Consider the following 18,768-nt stretch of genomic DNA (forward strand, 5'->3'; position numbering starts at 1 on the left):
ACTGCGGCGCCTGGTTTGTTGCTGGTATTGGCCGTGGCCGGTTTGCTGTGGCAGACCTACCAGCGCGGGATTGATAGCGCCACCCGTGAGGCGTTCACGACCAGCGCTAACCAGCAACAGGCCGTATTGGCAGAAGTACGGGCACTGAATACCGACACGCAAAAGATGCTGGCCGAAATACGCAGTCGTGACCAGCAACGCCATGCACAGGGGGAACAACGCCGTGAACAGATACGCTCTGATATGCAAGCCGATACGTGCGCTAACACTGTGGTGCCTGTTGCTGTCAGTGACAGCCTGCAACAACGTGCCGCACTCCCCCGCGGGAAGCATCGTGGCGGAGCCGATACCGGAAAGCCTGACCACCCCGACGCCGACACCCGCACTGCGCACGCCAGTGACCTGGGGCGGGATCGCGCTGTGGAGTGATCATCTGCGTGAGGCGCTGGACACCTGCAACGACGATAAAGCCGTCATCGGCGATCTGTATTGGCGCCGGTTGCAACGGATCAATGCTGCTGCGCAAAACGTCCACTAGGAGAACACCATGCTGAAAGTTGATTCCCTGCGCGATGCGCTGACCACGGCTAACACCTGGTGCCGTGCTCACCCGGAAGCCTTTACGGTTTTCGTGGAAGAGGGCGGCATTGAAACCACAGGCGAAACACCGTCATTTGTCTATCGCTATTCACTGGTGCTGTTCGTGATGAACTTCACTGGCGACATTGACGATATCGTTTTGCCGCTGATGGCCTGGCTATGGCAAAACCAGCCTGATTTGCTGCTTAACCCGGAAAAAAACCGCGATGTGAAATTCACCACGCTTATCAACAACGATGACAGCGCCGATGTTCTCTTTGAAATCCCGGTGCGTGAGCGGGTAAACGTGGGGCGCGCCGAGGATGGCAGCGTAAAGGCTGAGCATTTACCGGAACCCCGTCCGAGACGGGCAGGGAGTGAATGGGATGCGGTACTTCAGCCTGTGACCGGGAGCGATCCGGTATGACTGATAACCGCTTTCACGCACTGGATGCCGTCTTTGATGACATTCTCTCCGGGGTGTCTGCCGCTGGCCGTCAAAAAACGGCGCGCCAGATAGGCCAGGTGCTGCGCCGTAGCCAGCAACAACGTATCAAGGCACAGCAAAACCCCGACGGCTCCGCCTACCCGGCTCGCCGCCGCAAGGTATTGCGCGCCCAGCAAGGGATCAGGTTTGTCTGGCAAGGTCAGGTGCGCCACCTGAAAAACTGGCACGGTGCGCGCGGCAAAGATGGCCGTACCCTGACCGGGTTTGATACTGAGCGCAATGCTATTCGCACCTTCTACCGTCGCGACATTGAGCGCTATATCGACATCAATACCCAGGCCGTGCGGCGCGCAACCACCCAAAAAGCCCCCATGTTTCAACGCCTGCGCGGCTATCGCTTTCTGAAGAGGCGTACGGATAGCAAGGGGGTGCGCGTCGGCTTTGAGGGCGTTGCCGCCCGCATTGCGCGCGTGCACCAGTTCGGCCAGCGCGATCAGATTGGCCCCGGCACCTTTGCCAGATACCCGGTGCGTGAATTGCTGGGCCTGTCACCCGCCGACTTACAGGCGATTGAACACGCCGCGATCAACAGCCTGAGGAGTGCTGCCCCATGAGTGCCGAATTGATGCGCCTGCTGGCGAATATTTTACGCGTTGGCGTGGTGGCGGAAGTGAACCCGGACACCTGGCGCGTACGTGTCAAAAGCGGCGAACTGGTTACCGACTGGTTGCGCTGGAATACCCAACGCGCCGGTGCGTTCAGGGTCTGGAACCCGCCTGCGGTGGGGGAACAGGTCTGGTTAGGTTGCCTCGGTGGCAACCCGGAAACCGCTGTCATTATTGGCAGCCTGTACAGCGACGAGCACCCCGCGCCGGGTAGCAGTCTGCAAGAGATTGTCATTACCGCGCCGGACGGTGCCCGTTTTCGCTATGACGCGGCCCCTGGTGCGCTGGAAGCCGTCGGCATGAAAACCGCACGGGTGAGCGCCAAAACCCGTATCACACTGGATACGCCGGAAGTGATTTGCACCAACAGGCTGACGACGGGCTCGCTGGAAGTACAAAAAGGGGGAAAAATGCACGGCAACATTGCACACAGCGGCGGCGCGTTCACCTCCAACGGCGTGCAGATTGACCATCACGGCCATGGCGCAGTGCAGCACGGTGGCAGTTGGACGGAGGGCACCCGATGAGCGCGCGTTATACCGGCATGAACCCCGACGGCGTCGGCGTACTGACGGATACCGATCAGTTATGGCATTCCGTGCGCGACATTCTGACCACACCGCTGGCGTCTCGCGTCATGCGTCGTGAATACGGCAGTCTGGTGCCTGACTTGCTGGATGCGCCGCAAAACGCCGCAACACGCCTGCAATTGATGAGCGCGTGCGTGATTGCCCTGGCGCGCTGGGAGTCGCGGATTGCGCTAAATGCGGTTGATATCCGGTTTTCACCCACAGGGGCAACAGACGTGGCCCTGTCCGGCCTGATCACCGAAAGCCTGCAAACCGTGCGCACCACCATGACACTCCGGGGGGAAGCCAATGGCAACCGTTGACCTGTCGCAACTCCCCCAACCACAGATCATTGAAACGCTGGATTTTGAAGTGATCCTTCAGGAAGTGAAAGCGCTCATGATTGCGGCATTTCCGGTGGAACAGCGCGCCCCGGTGGCGGCCGCGCTTGAACTGGAATCCGAGCCGTTAAACGTGATCGCACAGGTCATTGCCTATCGCGTAATGATGTTGCGCCAGCGGATTAACGACGGCGTCGCCGCGTGCATGCTCAGCCATGCGGTGTCCTCCGATCTGGATAATCTGGCGGTGAATCTTGACACCCGGCGCCTGACCATCACCGAAGCCACCGATACCGCTGATGCGGTGATGGAAAGCGACAGCGCATTCCGTCTGCGCGCGCAGTCTGCCTTTGAAGGGCTAAGTGTGGCGGGCCCGACGGGTGCCTATGAATATTTTGCCAGGAGTGCCAGCGGCCAGGTGGCCGACGCCAAAGCGATCAGCCCGTCACCGGCCACGGTAGTGGTATCCGTTCTCTCGACTGAAGGGGATGGCACCGCTTCACAAACGTTGCTGACGCAGGTCAACGCGGCGCTCTCTGCGGAAGATAAACGCCCGGTGGCTGACCGGCTGACGGTGCAGGGCGCAGAGATCATCAGGTACGCGATAAACGCGCATCTCTACCTTTACCCCGGCCCGGGATCGGAACTCATCACCAGGGCCGCACAGGCGTCATTGCAAGGCTGGATTGGCAGCCAGGGCAAGATTGGGCGTGATGTGGCCCGCTCCGCGATAATGGCCGCCCTGCATGTGCAGGGTGTTCAGCGCGTTGAACTCATTGAACCCGCTCAGGACATGGTGATCGGTGACACTCAGGCAGCGTATTGCACCGGTTTCACCCTGCTGGAAGGGAGCACGGATGAATAACGATCTGTTACCCCCCTCTGCCAGTGCCTTTATGCGCCATGCCGCCGCGGCCAGCCAAATCCTGACAGCGATGGCGGTGGATCTGAATACCCTGTGGGATGCGGAGAAATGCCCGGTAGACCTGCTGCCCTTTCTGGCCTGGGCGCTGTCCGTTGACCGCTGGGATAAACGCTGGTCAGAGCAAACCAGGCGCCAGGTGATTAAATCCGCCTGGTTGATACACCGCCAGAAAGGCACCATTGCCGCGCTACGCCGGGTGGTTGCGCCGTTTGGTTACTTGCTGCGCGTGATCGAATGGTGGCAAACCGGCGGCGTGCCGGGAACCTTTCACCTTGATATCGGTGTGCAGGACAGCGGTATTACTGAAGACACCTTTTTCGAGATTGAGCGGCTGATTGCTGACGCCAAGCCGCTTGGCCGTCACTTGCTGGGGCTCAATATTACGCTGGATACGCAAGGTGCGGCCTGGGTTGCGGCAACCAGCTACAGCGGTGATGAGCTCACCGTATACCCCTATTTCCCTGAAACCATCACCGTGTGTTCACCGGACTGTACCGGTGCAGGCATCCATGTGATTGATACGATGAGCGTAACCGTATGAGTACTAAATATTTTGCCCTGCTAACCCACATTGGCGCGGCCAGGCTGGCAAGCGCGACAGCGCTCGGTTCACGTCTGGATATTACGCATATGGCCGTCGGTGACGGCGGCGGTGTGTTACCGACGCCAAACCCGGCACAGACCAGACTGATTAACGAGACACGTCGCGCGGCCATCAATAGCGTGCGCGTCGATCCCAATAACACCAATCAGATTATTGCCGAGCAGGTGATCCCTGAGAACGAAGGGGGATTCTGGATCCGTGAACTCGGTCTGTTTGATGCTGAAGGTAATTTGATTGCGGTTGCCAACTGCGCTGAAACCTACAAGCCACAATTGCAGGAAGGCAGCGGACGCATTCAGACCGTGCGCATGATTTTGATTGTCTCCAGCGCAGAAACGGTATCTCTCAAGATTGATCCGGCGGTAGTGCTGGCAACGCGTGGTTATGTGGATGAGGCCATCGCCACCCATGAAAAAGGCCGTAAGTATCCCGATGCAACGCTTGAGGTAAAAGGTTTTGTGCAACTGAGCAGTGCGACCAACAGCGCCAGCGAAACGCTGGCCGCCACGCCCAAAGCAGTGAAAGCGGCAAACGATAATGCCAATGGGCGCGTCCCATCCGGGCGCAAGGTGAACGGTAAGGCGCTGAAGGCAGATATTACATTGAGTGCCGGTGATGTTGGTGCGTACACCCGGGCCGAGACGGATACCAGAGTGACCGTCGCCACAACGGCCGCCGCCAATGCCAACAATAACGCCGAGGGCCGTGTACCCGCAGGGCGCAAGGTCAACAGCAAGCCACTAACGGCAGATATCACGCTGGGCCCCGTGGATGTTGGCGCGTTGGCGAAAGACCAGAACGGCGCGGATATCCCGGATAAGGCGCTGTTTCGCCAGAATATTGACCTGGTCAAGCAGACAGGTGGCACAGATGCAAACGCAGGTCGGGTGTTAGTGCTTCCCGCAAATTCCACGGGGGCATTTGGGGTTGGCGGCGCAGCAAACAACCCCGTTTCGCAGCGTGGTGGCTTTTTTGCGTATTCTCCTGAATCCTCCGCGTTGCCTGATATCGGTCTGAATATGAACGGTGTTGGTTATCAGTCTGCATATGATACCAATCGTCGCGGGCAAATATTCCAATCCTTCAACGATGGGGCATTGCGTTATAGGGTTACGACGTCAAATACGGCTGCTGATAATACAACGCCGTGGCGCGTTGCCTTTGATAACATCAATCTCGTACCGACGCGAGACGACCAGACGACGTTATCTCTCACATCGGCGGCGGCCATCCATGCGTGGGCACTGGCAAATACATCCCGTTCATTTCGGAACGATGGCATAAACACCGATGCTTCAACGATTCGCTTTGGTTCAGGGGCGTTTACAAAGGTTAACGGCACTTACTCTATCCTTACGGCAAGTTCATCAGCTTCTACTCCTGGTTTGAAAATTCAGGCGGGTGATGCCGACGGATATGTAAGTTATAACGTCTGGACGGATAAAAACCTTCAAAACCCCCTGTCAGCATCAGAGATTGTCGGCATTCCGCTGCCGTTCCCGGGCGAAGTTCCCCCTTCAGGGTGGCTGAAATGCAACGGCCAGACTTTTGATAGAGCGCAATACCCGGTTTTGGCCTCCCGTTATCCAACCGGATATTTACCAGACCTGCGGGGTGAGTTTATTCGTGGTGTTGATGCCGGACGTGGGGTTGATGGTGGGCGTGCCTTACTCAGTGCGCAGGGGGATGCGATTAGAAACATCACCGGGAAGTTTGCAAATAATGGGTTGGCGTGGGCAGAGGGCACTTCATCGTCGGTGGGGGGAGGCGCATTTACCCGATTAGGGGGCCGTATCCCCTCTAATAATGATTTTGGATCCGTTGGGTGTCAGTATACATTCGATGCTTCAAACGTTGTCCCCACCGCAGCGGAAAACCGTCCGCGCAACATTGCCTTTAACTACATTGTGAGAGCCGCATAATGAGCCACTATTCAACGAATATTGAAACTGCCGAATTAGGCGAAAACGGACTCAGCAAAAAGGCTGGGTGGATAACGGTCTATCATGTCAATCAGGACACGGGTGAATACCAGAGCGCCAGCATGGAATACCTCATGCCCGGTGTAGGCCTTCCCGCCCACAGTTACCCCGATAAGCCAGAGTTACCGCCTGTTGGGCAAGCGCTGCATCGCTCGGCGGATGGAAAGTCGTGGGAGTTTTCACCAGATTATCGCGGACAGACGGTTTACCGCACGGAAACGCGACAGGAGCAGACGGTGACGCAATTCGGCGAACTGCCGGATAATGTCACGCCGCGGAAGCCAGAAAGCGAGTTCGATGCGTGGGACGGTAAAAAGTGGGTGCTTGATAAGGAAGCGCAAGCGGCTGCCGCGCGCAAAGTGGCGAAGCAGGAACTTGCATCCCGCAAAGCGGGCGCGGCGTCACGCATGAATGAACTGACGTACGCCGTCAATCTCGATATCGCCACGGAGGAAGAAAAAGCCGCGCTGACTGAATGGCAAAAATACGCGGTACTGTTGAGTCGTGTTGATGTGAATGCCACGGATATCGAGTGGCCGGAACAGCCACAATAATGGGCGTTATTTCTTTCAGCCCGCCACATTCGGCGGGCTTTGTCTGTCGATCACAGTTATTTTTATCTACGTTGCAGCACAGGGCATGAAGACTGTGTTGACCATCAGAATAATCCTTTCACTGCCTTTACCGCATCATTAGCGCTGCTGCGGGCATTCTCCATCAGGTCGCTGAATGACGAAGATTGCAGCCGCTCGCGCAAATCTTCATCACAGCGCTGAAAGCTCAGCGAAAACGCTATCTTTTTCGCCTTGCCATAGCGATCAGGTTCGGTTCGCGTTGTCTGCATGCCAGTGAGCACATACATGCCGTAAATCTGCCCGGTGCCCTCGATCAGCGGCCAGGGACGGCCGCTGTACGCCTGAGTATTCAGGGCGGTTAATGACAGCTCACCGCCGGTGATTTCCGGGTACAGAACGCCGTCCAGCGTGATGTGATCTTCTCCCGCGCCGATGTACTGCCATTTTGCCGAGCGGTTGATACGCTCATTCTTAACGTGCCGCCATCGCTTCGACTGGCGTAGCTGCTGGTGTGGCAAGGTTTTCAGTTCAAACACAAACAGCCCGTAAACCATCATCATGGTGACTTTCTCCTGTTACTCTGCGTCTCTGAAACTGCCGCGCTTCATCCGGTCAAGGCGCGCCAACTCAGCGTTAAGTTTTTCACTGACAATGCGCCCGATTTCGCGCGCGTCCTCCCGCTCTGCGCCGTGCAGATGGATATGGATTTCAGGCGGAAGCGAGCCTGCTGCGGAAGGCCGCGACGGCGCTCGGTTGGTGGGTGAAACGGGCGGAAGTTCCGCCTGAAACACGGGGTGTGACGCAGCAACGAACACGGGGCGCGCGGTGATTGCCGCGATATCGGCGTCAGGTTGCCTTTCCAGCGTGCTGGGCCTGGCACCGGTTTTTACCGTTGGCAGGCTGGCAAGCCGGGATCCCTGCCACTCCCCCCGCACTGCCCGTGCGCGCGGCAGGTTTTTAAAGACGATATCGCCGGGGCCAATCCGCTTTTTGGTTTCGTCCAGCAGGCCGGCAGTGTTGTCCGCCATTTTTTGTAAGCGGCGCTGGGTGCCTGTCTCGCCGGTTAACAGCGGCGGCGAGGTGATTGTGGGCGGCCTGGTATTCCCGTCCCTGCTCTCGTCAGGTTTGGGCGACCCGCGCCAGCCCTTTTGCACCATTTTTTTCTGCTGTGGATCCCATTCCCACATAACGGGATCTTTCTTCAGGTTTTCCGCCTTGATGCGCGCCGCTTCCAGACCGGACGGGATAAGGTCGAGTTTTTCCAGTACCCAGCCGATCCCCTCCATCAGTTTTTGCAACGGCCACAGCAACACAGTGAGCGCGGCACCTAACACCCGGCCAAAGGTTTCACCGGCTGACGTGCATTTTTCCAATGCCTGACGGCTGCTATCTACGGGCGTGAACAGTTTCACAAACCCGTCCCACACCCGGCCAACCGCATCACCGATTGCGCCGAAAACCCGTGTCAGGGTAAAAAACGCATCCCGGAACGGCGCAAGCTGCTGCAGGATGCCGCTGAACATACCGCTGAAAAAGGCTTTGAGCGGCTCCCAGTTACGCCAGATAAGCGCACCGACACCGACAAACGCGGCACCGATAAGCCCTATCGGGCTTGACAGCGCCGACAATGCCCCCCCCAACAGGGACACCGCACCGGTGATAATGCCCCATATGGCAGGCAAACCGGTGAGCCGCAACACCAGGCCGCCAATGCCTTTACCCAGCGACACCAACGCCGAAAGCGGCGAGGTGAATGCAGAAAACAGCATGCCGCGCACGGGTGTCAGCAGCGCAGAAAACCGGGAAAAGCCCCCCGCCACGCCACCCAGCGTTTGAAACATCGTGATCGCGCCGCCAACGCCGCGCCCGCCGGTCAATAACGTAAAACCTGATTGCAGTTTTGCCAGCGGGCCCAGCAATAAACCCGCCGCCAGCGAAGTGGCCCCCATCGCCGCCGTCAGGGTTAAGGCACTGCCGCCCATAAGCAGTAAGGTTTGGGTGAGTTGGGGGTTATCTTTACCCCATAGCATCATGCGGTTAATAACATTGCTCAGACCCTGGGTGAGTTGTCGCAGTGGCCCATCTGCGGTTTCTGCTATCTGGATGCGAAACCCTTCCCAGGCGCTATCTAACGCTTTCAGATCGCCGCCCAGGTTATCGGCCATCACCCTGGCGGTTTTTTGTGCTTCACCGCGGGCGTTTTTTAACGCCCCGGCCAATTTACCGAGTGCGCCACTGCCCGCAGCCTGAACTAACGTTTGCAGACCAACAAAGGCTTCTTCACCGGCAATATCTTTAAAAAAGGAAACCTGAGCGGTATTGCCATATTTTTTGGTGGCTTTATACAAATCAAGCAATACATCCTGCATTGGACGCATTTTGCCTTTTGCATCAGATACAGCTACCCCAAGTTGCCTTAATGCATCCGCCGCCGCTTTAGGGGGTGAGGCTAACCGTGACAGGCTGGCACGCATCGCCGTACCGGCATCACTGCCGCGAATGCCGTTATTCGCCAACATACCGGCCATCGCTGCCGCATCCTCAAGACTAATCCCCAATTTGGAGGCAACGGGGCCAGCATATTTCATGGTGTCGCCGAGGTTGCGCAAATCGGTATTGGTACGGGTAAAGGCGGCCGTTAACGTGTCACTGACGCGATCCATGTCGCGCGCGTCAAGATTAAATTGGGAAAGGATGTTAGATCCGATATTAGCGGATTCGCCTAGATCCATGCCGCCGGCCCGCGCCATATTGAGCACGCCAGGCAGGGCCGCCTGGATCGCCTGCGGGGTAAAACCAGCCATGGCGAGGAACGCCTGCCCGCTGGCCGCGTCGCGGGTGGTAAAGGCGGTTTCCGCACCGAGTTTTTTCGCCTGCGCCCGCAAGGCTGACATGTGCTGATCGTTCTTATCCAGCCGTGTGAGCGCCTGAACGCGTGACATTTCCTCATCAAAGCCCACCGCAGGCGCCAGGAACCGCCCGCCCATATAACCGCCCGCCGTTGCCCCCGCTACCGCCATGATGCCGCCATTACGCCTCTTTTGGGCGGTCTGCTGCATACGGTCATAACGCGCACGCGCCTGCGTAACCGCGGCCAGTTGTCGCCGCTCCCGCTCTAATGTCTGGTTGTATTGTCCAGTGCGCCGGATGGCGCTTTGAATGGTGGCCGTGCTTCCTGTCAGCGATACACCGTGACCGCGCAACGCCTGTGCGCTGGCGCGCAGTTTGCCAATTTCCGCATCGCGCGTCGCGTTAAGGCGTTTCATTTTGGCCGCCAGGGCGGCCATGTGTTCGCGCTGTTTGTCCGTCAGCACAGTGCCATTGCGCTGGGCCTTGTTGAGCCCGTCCAGAGAACGGCCCGCCTCGTCAATCTGACGCGAGGTTTTTTGCACGCTATCGCGCAGGCGGTTAAAGGTTTTTGACTGCCTGTCCAGATCGTTAATCGCGGCCTGGGTTTTTTTGAGGGATTCAGTCAGACCGCCCGCGCTTTGGCGGGCGGCATTGACCGGGCGGGTCAGGCGGTCTATCGCGCTGAACGCAACGCGGATATCAAGGCTTTTCATCGTCACGGGCTCCACTGCGGACAGCCGCCCGTTCACGCCAGGCTATCACCTCGCCCAGATCCATGCTGAAGAGCTCAGAGGGCGGCCAGTTAAAAACAACGGCAATATCGGCGACCAGATCGTCGATCTGGTCAAACAGCAACAGCGTTATGCTGTCTCCGTCTCCGCTTCGTTCGCTTCGCCAGGCTCCACAGGTGCCAAAAAAGGCGTCAACGCCTCCGCCAGTCGGACAAAATCACGGGTATCCATGGCGTTGATTTCCGCCAGCTTCAGCCTGGGAGACGTCACGCGGGTTAGCAGCGTGGTAACGGAATCGGTATCCATATTCATCACGTTAACCAGACGCAAACCACGCAGTGAACCGGCCTGTTTGATCTCGTCGGTAATAGCGACGCGGGTGATTTTATCGGCATCCCGTACAATCGGGGTGAGCAGCGTTACGGCGTTATCGTTTTTCTTACTCATCGTTCTGTTCTCCAGGCGGCCAGAGTGACCGCCATCAGTGCGGTTAATCAACTACCGAGGCCCAGCGCAGAGATAATGCGATCCGGGTAGATGTTTTTGCCGTCTTTCCTGTAGATAAAGTTCAGCAAATCCATTTCGATAATCGGTTGATTGTCAATCGACAACTTGTAGTAGGTGTTCTTCAGCGCATAGGTGACAGAGGTGTCATCGCCCTGTCTGGTTTCGCCATTGTCAATTTCAGTCACACGCCCGCGCATTTCCACTTCAACAAGCAGGCTTTCGCCGTCGGTGTAATATTCACCGGCAAAGCGCAAGCGGGTTTCATCAATCCCGCCGCCGTATTCCTGCAACAGTTTCTTGACCATGCCACCGACCACCATTGACGCATCCAGGGCGCCAGCATCCAGACCGAGATCGACAGCCACCGATCCCATCATGCCGCCGCCCTGAAAATCTTCGGTCTTGCGGGTCAGTTTGGGCAGCGTGACAGAAGTCACTTTACCGAGTTGTTTATCGCCATTCACAAAGGCGGTGAACAGGCGCAATTTATGCGGGATTGCCATTATTTTCCTCCCAGCGATGCAAACGCAGGCGAAAAGTATTCATCCGTGAAGGTCTGGTACAGCGCCAGATCTTCCAGCGGCGGCACAGGGGTGTACTTGTAGCGCACACGCACCTGTCCCTGACGTAGCCCGGTAGTGGGGTTGTCTTCAATGTCAAACCAGCATTCCGCACCGATCAGTTGCCCTTTCGTCACCAATGAACTGAGTTTGCCTGAAATACCGCTGACCACGTCTTTTACGTTGGTCGGGGTAAGGGGTTCATCCACGCTTTCAAATTGCGCCTCGGCAATACTGTCGGCGAGAATTTGCGCCGTGCGGGTATACACCTCAAAAATGTATTTATGGGTCTCTGTGGTACGGTTGCCCCAAAAACGAAAACCGTTGCGCTTGATAAGCGTAGTGACCTCTTTGCTGTTCAGCGCGTTGGCGTCGCTGTTTTCTGCCTGCAATGACCAGAACACATCCCGGGAAATGCCCAGCACGTTATTCAACGGCACGTTGGACAGTGACTTGTGCCAGCCCTGATCGTTATCAATGGCCGCACGTAAACCGCAGGCATACGCCGGGGCCGGGAAGGTTTCATTTTCACCGGTCAACGGGTTATAGGCGATAACGTCCGGCCAAATCAGCATTAACTCGCGACAGGCAAATTTTCCACGATAGGCGATGGCCTCCGCCATGGTCGTGCAGGCATGGCACCCAGCATAAACGAATGCCCGCAGGTTCTGCGCAATGCCGCACAGGGCGGCGGTCACTTCCTCAGTGTCATGGTCGGGAACGGCCAACACGCGCGGGCGATAGTTAACCCTGGCTTCTGCTGTCAGCAAGGCATACATGCCGGTATAGCTGCCATCAGCCAGCGTGCCGCCGATAATCAATTGAGATTGCGTCTTTTCGCCGTCTTCCGTTGCTGCCGCGACACGCACCACAATGACCTTGGGGCTGGTCTGGTCAGAAATGGCTTTTAGCGTTTTGTACAGGGAGCCGGTTTTACCCGCCTTGCCAAGTACACTGTTCACCCGTGTCAGTAGCACGGGGGTATTCAGGGGAAAGGTGTTCGGGTCTGCGTCATCCGCCACGCACACCACGCCAATCACACTGGAATCAATGTCATTGATTGCGGTAACGAGGTCGGTATTCTCGCGAACGCGTACACCGTGGAAACGTGCCTCTGACATGTTAACCACCATTACGTTATTGAGTTCGGTTCGCGGTGATAATCCCGCATTTTTACCCCCAAATCATGCCCTTTGAGGCCTGAGAGGCGGGCGACAACAAAAAGCCATTTTTCCCCGCCCGCGCGTGTGAAATCATGCGACAAAAGACGGGGGCGATATGGCACTTTCAGGATTGGCAGACACGTTGATCAGCAAGATCACAGGTGACAACACCCCCCTTGCTGGCGCGGTAAAAGTCCCGGCGTTTGACATCACGCTGGGCGGTAAATCGCTTAACGCATTAAGCGACCGTTTGATGTCACTCTCGCTGACCGATAATCGCGGGTTTGATGCTGACCAGTTGACGATCTCACTGGATGACACCGATGGTCTGATCGGTCTGCCCTCACGCGGGGCGGAGATTGCCCTGTCCATTGGCTGGCTGGGTGACCCGTTGATTTACAAGGGACGGTATACCGTTGATGAAGTCGCCCATGAAGGCCCGCCGGATGTGCTTAACATCACGGCCCGTAGCGCCGATTTTCGTGATGAATTTAACGTCAAGCGTGAGGTGTCCTGGCACGATGTGACTGTTGAGCGTGTGGTGTCTGCCATCGCGCACCGTTACGGGCTGAAAGCGCAAATCAGCGACAGGCTGATGAACATTGACATTGACCACGCCGACCAGACACAGGAAAGCGATATGTCGTTTTTAACCCGAATGGCAGAAATGCTGGGCGCGATCGCCACGGTTAAAAACGGGGCGTTGTTATTTATTCTGCCTGGCGGCGGGGTAACAGCATCCGGCAAGGCACTGCCATCATTCAGTATTACCCGCAGCAGCGGTGATGGGCACCGCTTCCGCATTGCGGATCGTGATGCTTACACCGGTGCGCGCGCCTACTGGCTGGATCTCAATTTTGGTAAAAAAAAGAAAGTCAGCGTAAAACGGCGCACAACCAGGGCCAAACCGAAAAAGGAGAAAAGCCGCCGCCGTGAGGGTGAATACAGGGAGGGTGCCGACGGCAACGTGTATGTGCTGCGTAAAACCTACCAGAATGAAACCGCCGCCAAACGTGCCGCGGCAGCAAAATGGCAACAGCTTCAACGGGGTGCTGGCGAGTTCTCTATCACCCTGGCGCATGGCCGCGCTGAGTTGTACCCGGAAATGCACGGCACCGTCACCGGCTTTAAAGCGGAGATAGATAATCAGCAATGGATTATTTCACGCGCGGAGCATGTGATTGACGGCAGTGGATTTACCACACGTCTGGAGCTGGAAGCGAAAATATCTGACTGGATTGCAGAAAGTGAATAGAATAATCGTGAGTTCACGTCCAGCAGGAGAGCCATCACATGTTCAGATGCCCACTTTGCGGCGCGTCAGGCCGTACTCGCACCAGTACAAAAATGAACGACACCAATACGGTACGACGCAAGTACTACCAGTGTAACAATCTGGCGTGCGGTGTGTGCTTTACCACGATGGAAGCTTTTGAAAAGTTCACCTCAAAGCAGAACAGTGGGGAGGGCCCCCTGTCGGATGACTTTATTCCCCGCGACGCGTTTCCGGCCTCTCACTACGGGCGGGATCAGCTTTATTTGGTGCTGGTCGATGATAGCGATGAATCCCAGGTATAAGCGTCATTTACGGCGTGTCCTGTCTGGGGTTTATCACCACTGCGGCGAGTTTATCCAGCAGACGTTCGCACACCTCGGCGTCCTCGACATCACGTAGTTTTACCTTCGCGGTGTTAGGTGCCTCATCGCGAGTACAAAGACTGATTTCGATTTCAATATCGCTCCGGTTCAATAATCCCATCATTACACCTACTTATTGGTCAACTTGAAAATCAATGACTCATGATAGCAAGAAAAAAACAGAAGGCAGGAGATCATGAAAAGTCCCCGAAAACCGGGGCCTTTTGGTCAAAGATGGACGTTATCTGGAGGCTGATAAATTAAATCCTTTTATTTTCAATGTATTGCTGTTTAATTTAACGCACCATGTGGCGGGGTTTGTCCCCACCCATTGGTTGTTTGAGCAGAGATCCGCGAGCACCCACTTTTGCGGTCAGCCTCAGGGCTGGTTTTTTTACGCCCAAAGAAAATGCCTCGAAAATCGAGGCATTGGTATTCGATGTGGACGATTTGTGGATGACTACAGAAATAAATCCTTTTATTTCTACATGTTATATTAATTTAAAGGCCACATAATGTGGCCTTGATGGTTTCTACGGGGAGTAACTTTAGTTACACGCAGCCGTCGTCAGTACTGCCAGACCTTTTCCCTGACCGGCGAACTGTGCCAGCTTCGCTTTTACGCACTGGGCGCTGACTGGTGAATAGCTGTATGGCAGCGATGGGAAGGTGCCAGTAGACCTCCAATCTTGAGCGTTGACATAAGCTTTGGAAGCCCTGGTGACGTTGTTATCACGCAGAACCCATGTACCAAAGTTGGAGCCCTCATAGCGTGATGTCACGGGGTTGACGGCATTTTCGAACCAGTTACGTTCGATCAGCGCGAGCCCTTTCTGACACACGTTTATCCCTGAGCTGGTAATGCCGGAATAAATGCCGGAATAAAGGTTGTTATAGGCGTGCACTTGCCCCCCACGCTGCAACGGCAAGCGGGCGTTCACATCGCTGTAACGTTATGGTGGTAAGTCAGGTTACGGCCCGTATCGCTGCTGCTAGAGCCGCTTAATCCTACTTTTTTAATACCGTGGATGTATAGCTAAAAGACTTAATTTTGATTACATTATTTAAATGAGCTATTCAATTGATTTTAGACGTAAAGTGATATCTACACGGGAAGAAGAAGGGTTGAGTATCCGAGAAACAGCGAAGCAATTTCGGATTGGCCCTGCCTCTGTATCGCGTTGGATTAATCAAATAGCGTCAAAAGCATCGACCACGCGTCAGCGAAAGAGCGATAAATCCGAGTTGATAAAAGATGTTGAACCATATCCAGATGCTTACCAAAAAGAACGTGCAGAGCGTTTTGGCGTTTGTCAGAAGGCCATTTGGCAAGCTCTTAAAAAGCTGGGATTGACCTATAAAAAAACTCTACGTCATCCGAAAGCCGACGAAAGCGCCCGGCAAGCATTTCAACAAAAAATACAACAGTATGAAAAAGAAGGCAAACCTATTGTTTTTATTGATGAAAGTGGTTTTCCACACGATACCCCACGGACTCACGGCTATTCCCCAAAAGGTCAACGGTGTTTTGGCCTGAAGAACTGGGGAGCCAAGGGAAGAACAAATGTTATCGGCGCGTTATTAGGCACAACGCTGTTTACTATCGGATTATTTGATATCAATATTAACAGCGATGTTTTCTATTCTTGGGTCACACAAGTCCTTATCCCAGTACTCCCTAAAAACAGGGTAATCGTGATGGACAATGCAACTTTTCACAAAAAACATAATATTCAACAAGTCATCATCGATGCAGGGTATATGGTGGAGTATTTGCCTACATATTCGCCAGATCTTAACCCCATTGAGCATAAATGGGCACAAGCAAAAAGCCAAAAAAGAGAGAGTGGTTGCGATACAGAGATTTTGTTCTCAGTCCATATGGTGTAATCAAAATTAAGTCGCTTGGCTATAACGTGCCAATTCAATACCATCGTTATCTATCTGATCGAGTTGGTTCAGGTGGTTAGGTTTTTGAAGCGAGTGGGGTACAAATTCCTCTTTACTGACGTGGAACATGCGGGAAAGACTGTCTAGCTTCATTAACTTCACATCCATAGATGTTCAGGTGGAAACATGCCCCCGAAATAAGGGCATTATTATGCTGATAAATAAAGGTATGTCTGTCAAAAACCGGTCTGTTTGAGACCGTATGGCAAACAGGCTACGGATGCGCAGTGCTGGATTGCACGGCACTTGCGGGGATGATGGTGAGTGGTTCATCGTGGTGGATACGTGCGCGTAACGAATCGTCCTGCTTTTCTTGGCCCGAACGAGAATAGTCATAAGGCAGCAGCAAGGTATCCATAACTGCAGAAAACGGCATATCGAGGATCACCAGTGGCGTCATGGCCCAACTGGTATCTTCACTGTGCAGGGCGTCCATATTGGCACGCGTGCCGGAATAGTAACCCTGATGGGGACCGGTGTGCGTCATCACGCTGGAACAACCGCCAGTAAGCGTCAGCCCGCTTCCTGCTATCAACAAAGAGAGTGCGGTACGTCTCAGTACTTTCATATCGCTGTCCATTGAGAAATGGTCGGCTTACGCCAAGCCTTGCCACGGTATAACGGGCTCTAAGTAAGATGTCATGTTCTGTGCTGTGGTGGTAGTACTTCATTTTCCGATAAATTTTTCGGAAAATGAAAAATTGCTTCGATCGCGGCCTTGAAAGTTTGAGCCCGGTCCCCATCTTTATTGTAGCCCAAGATTATGACGCTACGCCGACAGGGTAGTCGATGGGGTGTAGGGCCTGTCTATCAAAGAAGGCTCATATCAATCCTCGCTGAATGTTTAGGAGGCTGTAATGCGCAATTTCGATTTTTCTCCCCTGTATCGTTCCGCCATCGGTTTCGATCGTTTGTTTAATCTGCTGGAAGCCGGACAAAGTCAGGGTAACGGTGGGTATCCTCCCTACAATGTTGAACTGGTGGATGACAACCATTACCGCATTGCCATCGCTGTCGCGGGTTTTGCCGAGCATGAGCTGGAGATTACCGCTCATGACAATCTGCTGATTGTGAAAGGCGCACACGGCGGTGAGCCGGTAACACGTAACTATCTCTATCAGGGCATTGCCGAGCGCAATTTTGAGCGTAAGTTCCAGCTGGCTGAGCACATTCACATTACTGGTGCCAATCTGGAACATGGCTTGTTGTACATCGACCTGGCGCGCGTGGTGCCGGAAACGATGAAGCCGCGCCGTATTGATATCAAGTAAAACGACGTTAACGTTTAACACCCAGTTTTAACGCCTGCCCGCCGTTAGGGGGCGAATTCGATGGAGCCTTTCTGCTCCTCTGAAGGTACACTCTCGCTTCAAATAAGGAGTCACATTATGCGTAACTATGATTTATCACCGCTGCTGCGTCAGTGGATCGGTTTTGACAAATTGGCCAGCTCAATGCAGGGCACTCAGGAGGCCGTTGAGTTTCCTCCCTACAACATTGAGAAAAAAGACGACAACCACTATCGTATCACGCTGGCCCTAGCCGGGTTTCAGCAAAGCGAACTCGCGATCGAAGTGGAAGGGCCACGTCTGACAGTAAGCGGTACGCCGACGCTGCCGGAGAAGAAAGTGGAATATCTGCATCAGGGGCTGGCGTTTAAACCGTTCACCCTGAGCTTTACGCTGGCGGAGCACCTGTCTGTCTCCGAGGCGAAATTTGAACTCGGTTTGCTGCATATTGATCTGGTGCGTGAAGTACCGGCAGAACTGCAACCGCAGCGTATCGTCATTGGCGGCAACCGCCCTGAGTTGACGCATGCGCCTGAATCTGCCAGCGATGCTTAATCCGCAAAATATAGCTAAACGACTTAATTTTGATTGCATTATTTAAATGAGCTATTCAATTGATTTTAGACGTAAAGTGATATAGCCAAGCGACATTATTTTGATAACAATTAGCTTTATTTTTTGCCACATATCAGGGCATTGGCTGTAATCATTTTTAAGTCGGTTGGCTATATCGCGTTGGATTAATCAAATAGCGTCAAGAGCATCGACCACGCGTCAGCGAAAGATCGATAAATCCGAGTTGATAAAAGATGTTGAACCATATCCAGATGCTTACCAAAAAGAACGTGCAGAGCGTTTTGGCGTTTGTCAGAAGGCCATTTGGCAAGCTCTTAAAAAGCTGGGATTGACCTATAAAAAAACTCTACGTCATCCGAAAGCCGACGAAAGCGCCCGGCAAGCATTTCAACAAAAAATACAACAGTATGAAAAAGAAGGTAAATCTATTGTTTTTATTGATGAAAGTGGTTTTCCACACGATACCCCACGGACTCACGGCTATTCCCCAAAAGGTCAACGGTGTTTTGGCCTGAAGAACTGGGGAGCCAAGGGAAGAACAAATGTTACCGGCGCTTTATCAGGCACAACGCTGTTTGCTATCGGATTATTTGATATCAATATTAACAGCGATGTTTTCTATTCCTGGGTCACACAAGTCCTTATCCCAGTACTCCCTAAAAACAGTGTAATCGTGATGGACAATGCAACTTTTCACAAAAAACGTAATATTCAACAAGTTATCATCGATGCAGGGTATATGGTGGAGTATTTGCCTACATATTCGCCAGATCTTAACCCAATTGAGCATAAATAGGCACAAGCAAAAAGCAAAAA

25 protein-coding genes and 1 pseudogene are annotated in these 18,768 nt (G+C 54.3%); 17 read left to right on the forward strand and 9 right to left on the reverse strand.

The window, feature by feature from the left end:
• Window positions 1-15 precede the first annotated feature (15 nt).
• From ACD630_RS25610 to ACD630_RS25655, 10 genes are read left to right on the forward strand one after another with little or no spacing between them, the layout of a single operon-like run.
• Entirely contained in the window at window positions 16-429 is a 414-nt protein-coding gene (locus tag ACD630_RS25610; RefSeq protein WP_430361057.1) for a DUF2570 domain-containing protein, read from the forward strand.
• Entirely contained in the window at window positions 335-538 is a 204-nt protein-coding gene (gene lysC, locus ACD630_RS25615) for an Rz1-like lysis system protein LysC (protein WP_430360800.1), read from the forward strand. Before ACD630_RS25610 ends, lysC begins: the two co-directional genes overlap by 95 nt.
• A 9-nt stretch (window positions 539-547) precedes the next feature.
• A complete protein-coding gene (locus ACD630_RS25620) occupies window positions 548-1,006 on the forward strand; it encodes a phage tail protein (RefSeq protein ID WP_430360799.1) in 459 nt (152 codons plus the stop codon).
• The gene (locus ACD630_RS25625; RefSeq protein ID WP_430360798.1) at window positions 1,003-1,641 is read left to right on the forward strand and encodes a phage virion morphogenesis protein; all 639 of its coding nucleotides are present in this window, start codon (window positions 1,003-1,005) and stop codon (window positions 1,639-1,641) included. The genes ACD630_RS25620 and ACD630_RS25625 overlap by 4 nt, the downstream gene beginning before the upstream one ends.
• The gene (locus ACD630_RS25630) at window positions 1,638-2,219 is read left to right on the forward strand and encodes a phage baseplate assembly protein V (protein ID WP_430360797.1); all 582 of its coding nucleotides are present in this window, start codon (window positions 1,638-1,640) and stop codon (window positions 2,217-2,219) included. Before ACD630_RS25625 ends, ACD630_RS25630 begins: the two co-directional genes overlap by 4 nt.
• Window positions 2,216-2,584 carry a GPW/gp25 family protein gene (locus ACD630_RS25635; protein ID WP_430360796.1) on the forward strand — a complete coding sequence of 123 codons (369 nt, stop codon included), beginning with the start codon at window positions 2,216-2,218 and terminating at the stop codon, window positions 2,582-2,584. The genes ACD630_RS25630 and ACD630_RS25635 overlap by 4 nt, the downstream gene beginning before the upstream one ends.
• Window positions 2,571-3,467, forward strand: a complete 897-nt coding sequence (locus ACD630_RS25640; protein WP_430360795.1) for a baseplate assembly protein — start codon at window positions 2,571-2,573, stop codon at window positions 3,465-3,467. The genes ACD630_RS25635 and ACD630_RS25640 overlap by 14 nt, the downstream gene beginning before the upstream one ends.
• On the forward strand, window positions 3,460-4,068 hold the full coding sequence (locus tag ACD630_RS25645) for a phage tail protein I (protein WP_430360794.1): 609 nt from the start codon (window positions 3,460-3,462) through the stop codon (window positions 4,066-4,068). Before ACD630_RS25640 ends, ACD630_RS25645 begins: the two co-directional genes overlap by 8 nt.
• Complete coding sequence (locus ACD630_RS25650) at window positions 4,065-6,053, forward strand: phage tail protein (protein WP_430360793.1); 1,989 nt, start codon at window positions 4,065-4,067, stop codon at window positions 6,051-6,053. The genes ACD630_RS25645 and ACD630_RS25650 overlap by 4 nt, the downstream gene beginning before the upstream one ends.
• A complete protein-coding gene (locus ACD630_RS25655) occupies window positions 6,053-6,667 on the forward strand; it encodes a tail fiber assembly protein (RefSeq protein WP_430360792.1) in 615 nt (204 codons plus the stop codon). The genes ACD630_RS25650 and ACD630_RS25655 overlap by 1 nt, the downstream gene beginning before the upstream one ends.
• Window positions 6,668-6,771: 104 nt before the next feature.
• On the opposite strand, the gene ACD630_RS25660 is transcribed toward ACD630_RS25655, so the two are convergent.
• The 6 genes from ACD630_RS25660 to ACD630_RS25685 are packed head-to-tail and all read right to left on the reverse strand — an operon-like array spanning window position 6,772 to window position 12,457.
• A complete protein-coding gene (locus tag ACD630_RS25660; RefSeq protein WP_430360791.1) occupies window positions 6,772-7,248 on the reverse strand; it encodes a phage tail protein in 477 nt (158 codons plus the stop codon).
• Between the two features lie 15 nt (window positions 7,249-7,263).
• Window positions 7,264-10,251 (reverse strand): phage tail tape measure protein, encoded by a 2,988-nt coding sequence (locus ACD630_RS25665; protein ID WP_430360790.1) that lies wholly within the window; start codon window positions 10,249-10,251, stop codon window positions 7,264-7,266.
• Window positions 10,238-10,393 (reverse strand): GpE family phage tail protein, encoded by a 156-nt coding sequence (locus tag ACD630_RS25670; RefSeq protein WP_430360789.1) that lies wholly within the window; start codon window positions 10,391-10,393, stop codon window positions 10,238-10,240. Before ACD630_RS25670 ends, ACD630_RS25665 begins: the two co-directional genes overlap by 14 nt.
• A gap of 5 nt (window positions 10,394-10,398) precedes the next feature.
• Complete coding sequence (locus ACD630_RS25675; protein WP_430360788.1) at window positions 10,399-10,716, reverse strand: phage tail assembly protein; 318 nt, start codon at window positions 10,714-10,716, stop codon at window positions 10,399-10,401.
• 47 nt (window positions 10,717-10,763) lie between these two features.
• Window positions 10,764-11,279: a phage major tail tube protein gene (locus ACD630_RS25680; protein ID WP_430360787.1), complete on the reverse strand. Its 516-nt coding sequence runs from the start codon at window positions 11,277-11,279 to the stop codon at window positions 10,764-10,766.
• Complete coding sequence (locus tag ACD630_RS25685) at window positions 11,279-12,457, reverse strand: phage tail sheath subtilisin-like domain-containing protein (protein ID WP_430361261.1); 1,179 nt, start codon at window positions 12,455-12,457, stop codon at window positions 11,279-11,281. The genes ACD630_RS25680 and ACD630_RS25685 overlap by 1 nt, the downstream gene beginning before the upstream one ends.
• Before the next feature lie 157 nt (window positions 12,458-12,614).
• On the opposite strand from ACD630_RS25685, the gene ACD630_RS25690 reads away from it, so the two are divergent.
• Entirely contained in the window at window positions 12,615-13,754 is a 1,140-nt protein-coding gene (locus ACD630_RS25690) for a phage late control D family protein (protein WP_430360786.1), read from the forward strand.
• 38 nt (window positions 13,755-13,792) lie between these two features.
• Window positions 13,793-14,077 carry an ogr/Delta-like zinc finger family protein gene (locus ACD630_RS25695; protein WP_430360785.1) on the forward strand — a complete coding sequence of 95 codons (285 nt, stop codon included), beginning with the start codon at window positions 13,793-13,795 and terminating at the stop codon, window positions 14,075-14,077.
• A gap of 7 nt (window positions 14,078-14,084) precedes the next feature.
• On the opposite strand, the gene ACD630_RS25700 is transcribed toward ACD630_RS25695, so the two are convergent.
• Complete coding sequence (locus ACD630_RS25700) at window positions 14,085-14,261, reverse strand: hypothetical protein (protein ID WP_430361058.1); 177 nt, start codon at window positions 14,259-14,261, stop codon at window positions 14,085-14,087.
• Between the two features lie 424 nt (window positions 14,262-14,685).
• Window positions 14,686-15,170: pseudogene (locus tag ACD630_RS25705) on the reverse strand (pectate lyase); the annotation flags it as partial.
• A 35-nt stretch (window positions 15,171-15,205) separates the two neighbouring features.
• Here ACD630_RS25705 and ACD630_RS25710 point away from each other — a divergent pair.
• Together ACD630_RS25710 and ACD630_RS25715 are read left to right on the forward strand one after the other, a co-directional pair.
• A complete protein-coding gene (locus ACD630_RS25710; protein ID WP_430361059.1) occupies window positions 15,206-16,027 on the forward strand; it encodes an IS630 family transposase in 822 nt (273 codons plus the stop codon).
• A complete protein-coding gene (locus tag ACD630_RS25715; RefSeq protein WP_430361060.1) occupies window positions 15,952-16,107 on the forward strand; it encodes a hypothetical protein in 156 nt (51 codons plus the stop codon). The genes ACD630_RS25710 and ACD630_RS25715 overlap by 76 nt, the downstream gene beginning before the upstream one ends.
• Window positions 16,108-16,301: 194 nt before the next feature.
• Here the strand turns inward: ACD630_RS25715 and ACD630_RS25720 are convergent, their stop codons facing one another.
• Window positions 16,302-16,655, reverse strand: a complete 354-nt coding sequence (locus tag ACD630_RS25720; RefSeq protein ID WP_430361061.1) for a YceK/YidQ family lipoprotein — start codon at window positions 16,653-16,655, stop codon at window positions 16,302-16,304.
• Window positions 16,656-16,944: 289 nt separating this feature from the next.
• Between ACD630_RS25720 and ibpA the strand changes: the two genes are divergently transcribed.
• The 3 genes from ibpA (at window position 16,945) to ACD630_RS25735 (ending at window position 18,748) form a co-directional block, all read left to right on the forward strand.
• Window positions 16,945-17,358: a small heat shock chaperone IbpA gene (ibpA, locus tag ACD630_RS25725; RefSeq protein ID WP_430361062.1), complete on the forward strand. Its 414-nt coding sequence runs from the start codon at window positions 16,945-16,947 to the stop codon at window positions 17,356-17,358.
• Between the two features lie 117 nt (window positions 17,359-17,475).
• The gene (gene ibpB / locus ACD630_RS25730; protein ID WP_430361063.1) at window positions 17,476-17,931 is read left to right on the forward strand and encodes a small heat shock chaperone IbpB; all 456 of its coding nucleotides are present in this window, start codon (window positions 17,476-17,478) and stop codon (window positions 17,929-17,931) included.
• Window positions 17,932-18,097: 166 nt separating this feature from the next.
• Window positions 18,098-18,748, forward strand: coding sequence for an IS630 family transposase (locus tag ACD630_RS25735; RefSeq protein ID WP_430361064.1), 651 nt, complete (start codon window positions 18,098-18,100; stop codon window positions 18,746-18,748).
• Window positions 18,749-18,768: the final 20 nt, after the last annotated feature.

The organism is Symbiopectobacterium sp. RP (assembly GCF_050472005.1).
Classification (GTDB): Bacteria; Pseudomonadota; Gammaproteobacteria; order Enterobacterales; family Enterobacteriaceae; genus Symbiopectobacterium.

Bases quoted from the DNA above. Each gene is read 5' to 3' on its own strand.
- ACD630_RS25665 (WP_430360790.1), bottom strand. From the start codon at position 10,251: ATGAAAAGCCTTGATATCCGCGTTGCGTTCAGCGCGATAGACCGCCTG.
- ibpB (WP_430361063.1), top strand. From the start codon at position 17,476: ATGCGTAACTATGATTTATCACCGCTGCTGCGTCAGTGGATCGGTTTT.
- ACD630_RS25700 (WP_430361058.1), bottom strand. From the start codon at position 14,261: ATGATGGGATTATTGAACCGGAGCGATATTGAAATCGAAATCAGTCTT.
- ACD630_RS25635 (WP_430360796.1), top strand. From the start codon at position 2,216: ATGAGCGCGCGTTATACCGGCATGAACCCCGACGGCGTCGGCGTACTG.
- ACD630_RS25620 (WP_430360799.1), top strand. From the start codon at position 548: ATGCTGAAAGTTGATTCCCTGCGCGATGCGCTGACCACGGCTAACACC.
- ACD630_RS25645 (WP_430360794.1), top strand. From the start codon at position 3,460: ATGAATAACGATCTGTTACCCCCCTCTGCCAGTGCCTTTATGCGCCAT.
- ACD630_RS25650 (WP_430360793.1), top strand. From the start codon at position 4,065: ATGAGTACTAAATATTTTGCCCTGCTAACCCACATTGGCGCGGCCAGG.
- ACD630_RS25685 (WP_430361261.1), bottom strand. From the start codon at position 12,457: ATGTCAGAGGCACGTTTCCACGGTGTACGCGTTCGCGAGAATACCGAC.
- ACD630_RS25675 (WP_430360788.1), bottom strand. From the start codon at position 10,716: ATGAGTAAGAAAAACGATAACGCCGTAACGCTGCTCACCCCGATTGTA.
- ACD630_RS25695 (WP_430360785.1), top strand. From the start codon at position 13,793: ATGTTCAGATGCCCACTTTGCGGCGCGTCAGGCCGTACTCGCACCAGT.
- ACD630_RS25640 (WP_430360795.1), top strand. From the start codon at position 2,571: ATGGCAACCGTTGACCTGTCGCAACTCCCCCAACCACAGATCATTGAA.
- ACD630_RS25720 (WP_430361061.1), bottom strand. From the start codon at position 16,655: ATGAAAGTACTGAGACGTACCGCACTCTCTTTGTTGATAGCAGGAAGC.
- ACD630_RS25660 (WP_430360791.1), bottom strand. From the start codon at position 7,248: ATGATGATGGTTTACGGGCTGTTTGTGTTTGAACTGAAAACCTTGCCA.
- ACD630_RS25715 (WP_430361060.1), top strand. From the start codon at position 15,952: ATGGGCACAAGCAAAAAGCCAAAAAAGAGAGAGTGGTTGCGATACAGA.
- ACD630_RS25710 (WP_430361059.1), top strand. From the start codon at position 15,206: ATGAGCTATTCAATTGATTTTAGACGTAAAGTGATATCTACACGGGAA.
- ACD630_RS25630 (WP_430360797.1), top strand. From the start codon at position 1,638: ATGAGTGCCGAATTGATGCGCCTGCTGGCGAATATTTTACGCGTTGGC.
- ACD630_RS25625 (WP_430360798.1), top strand. From the start codon at position 1,003: ATGACTGATAACCGCTTTCACGCACTGGATGCCGTCTTTGATGACATT.
- ACD630_RS25690 (WP_430360786.1), top strand. From the start codon at position 12,615: ATGGCACTTTCAGGATTGGCAGACACGTTGATCAGCAAGATCACAGGT.
- ibpA (WP_430361062.1), top strand. From the start codon at position 16,945: ATGCGCAATTTCGATTTTTCTCCCCTGTATCGTTCCGCCATCGGTTTC.
- ACD630_RS25680 (WP_430360787.1), bottom strand. From the start codon at position 11,279: ATGGCAATCCCGCATAAATTGCGCCTGTTCACCGCCTTTGTGAATGGC.
- ACD630_RS25655 (WP_430360792.1), top strand. From the start codon at position 6,053: ATGAGCCACTATTCAACGAATATTGAAACTGCCGAATTAGGCGAAAAC.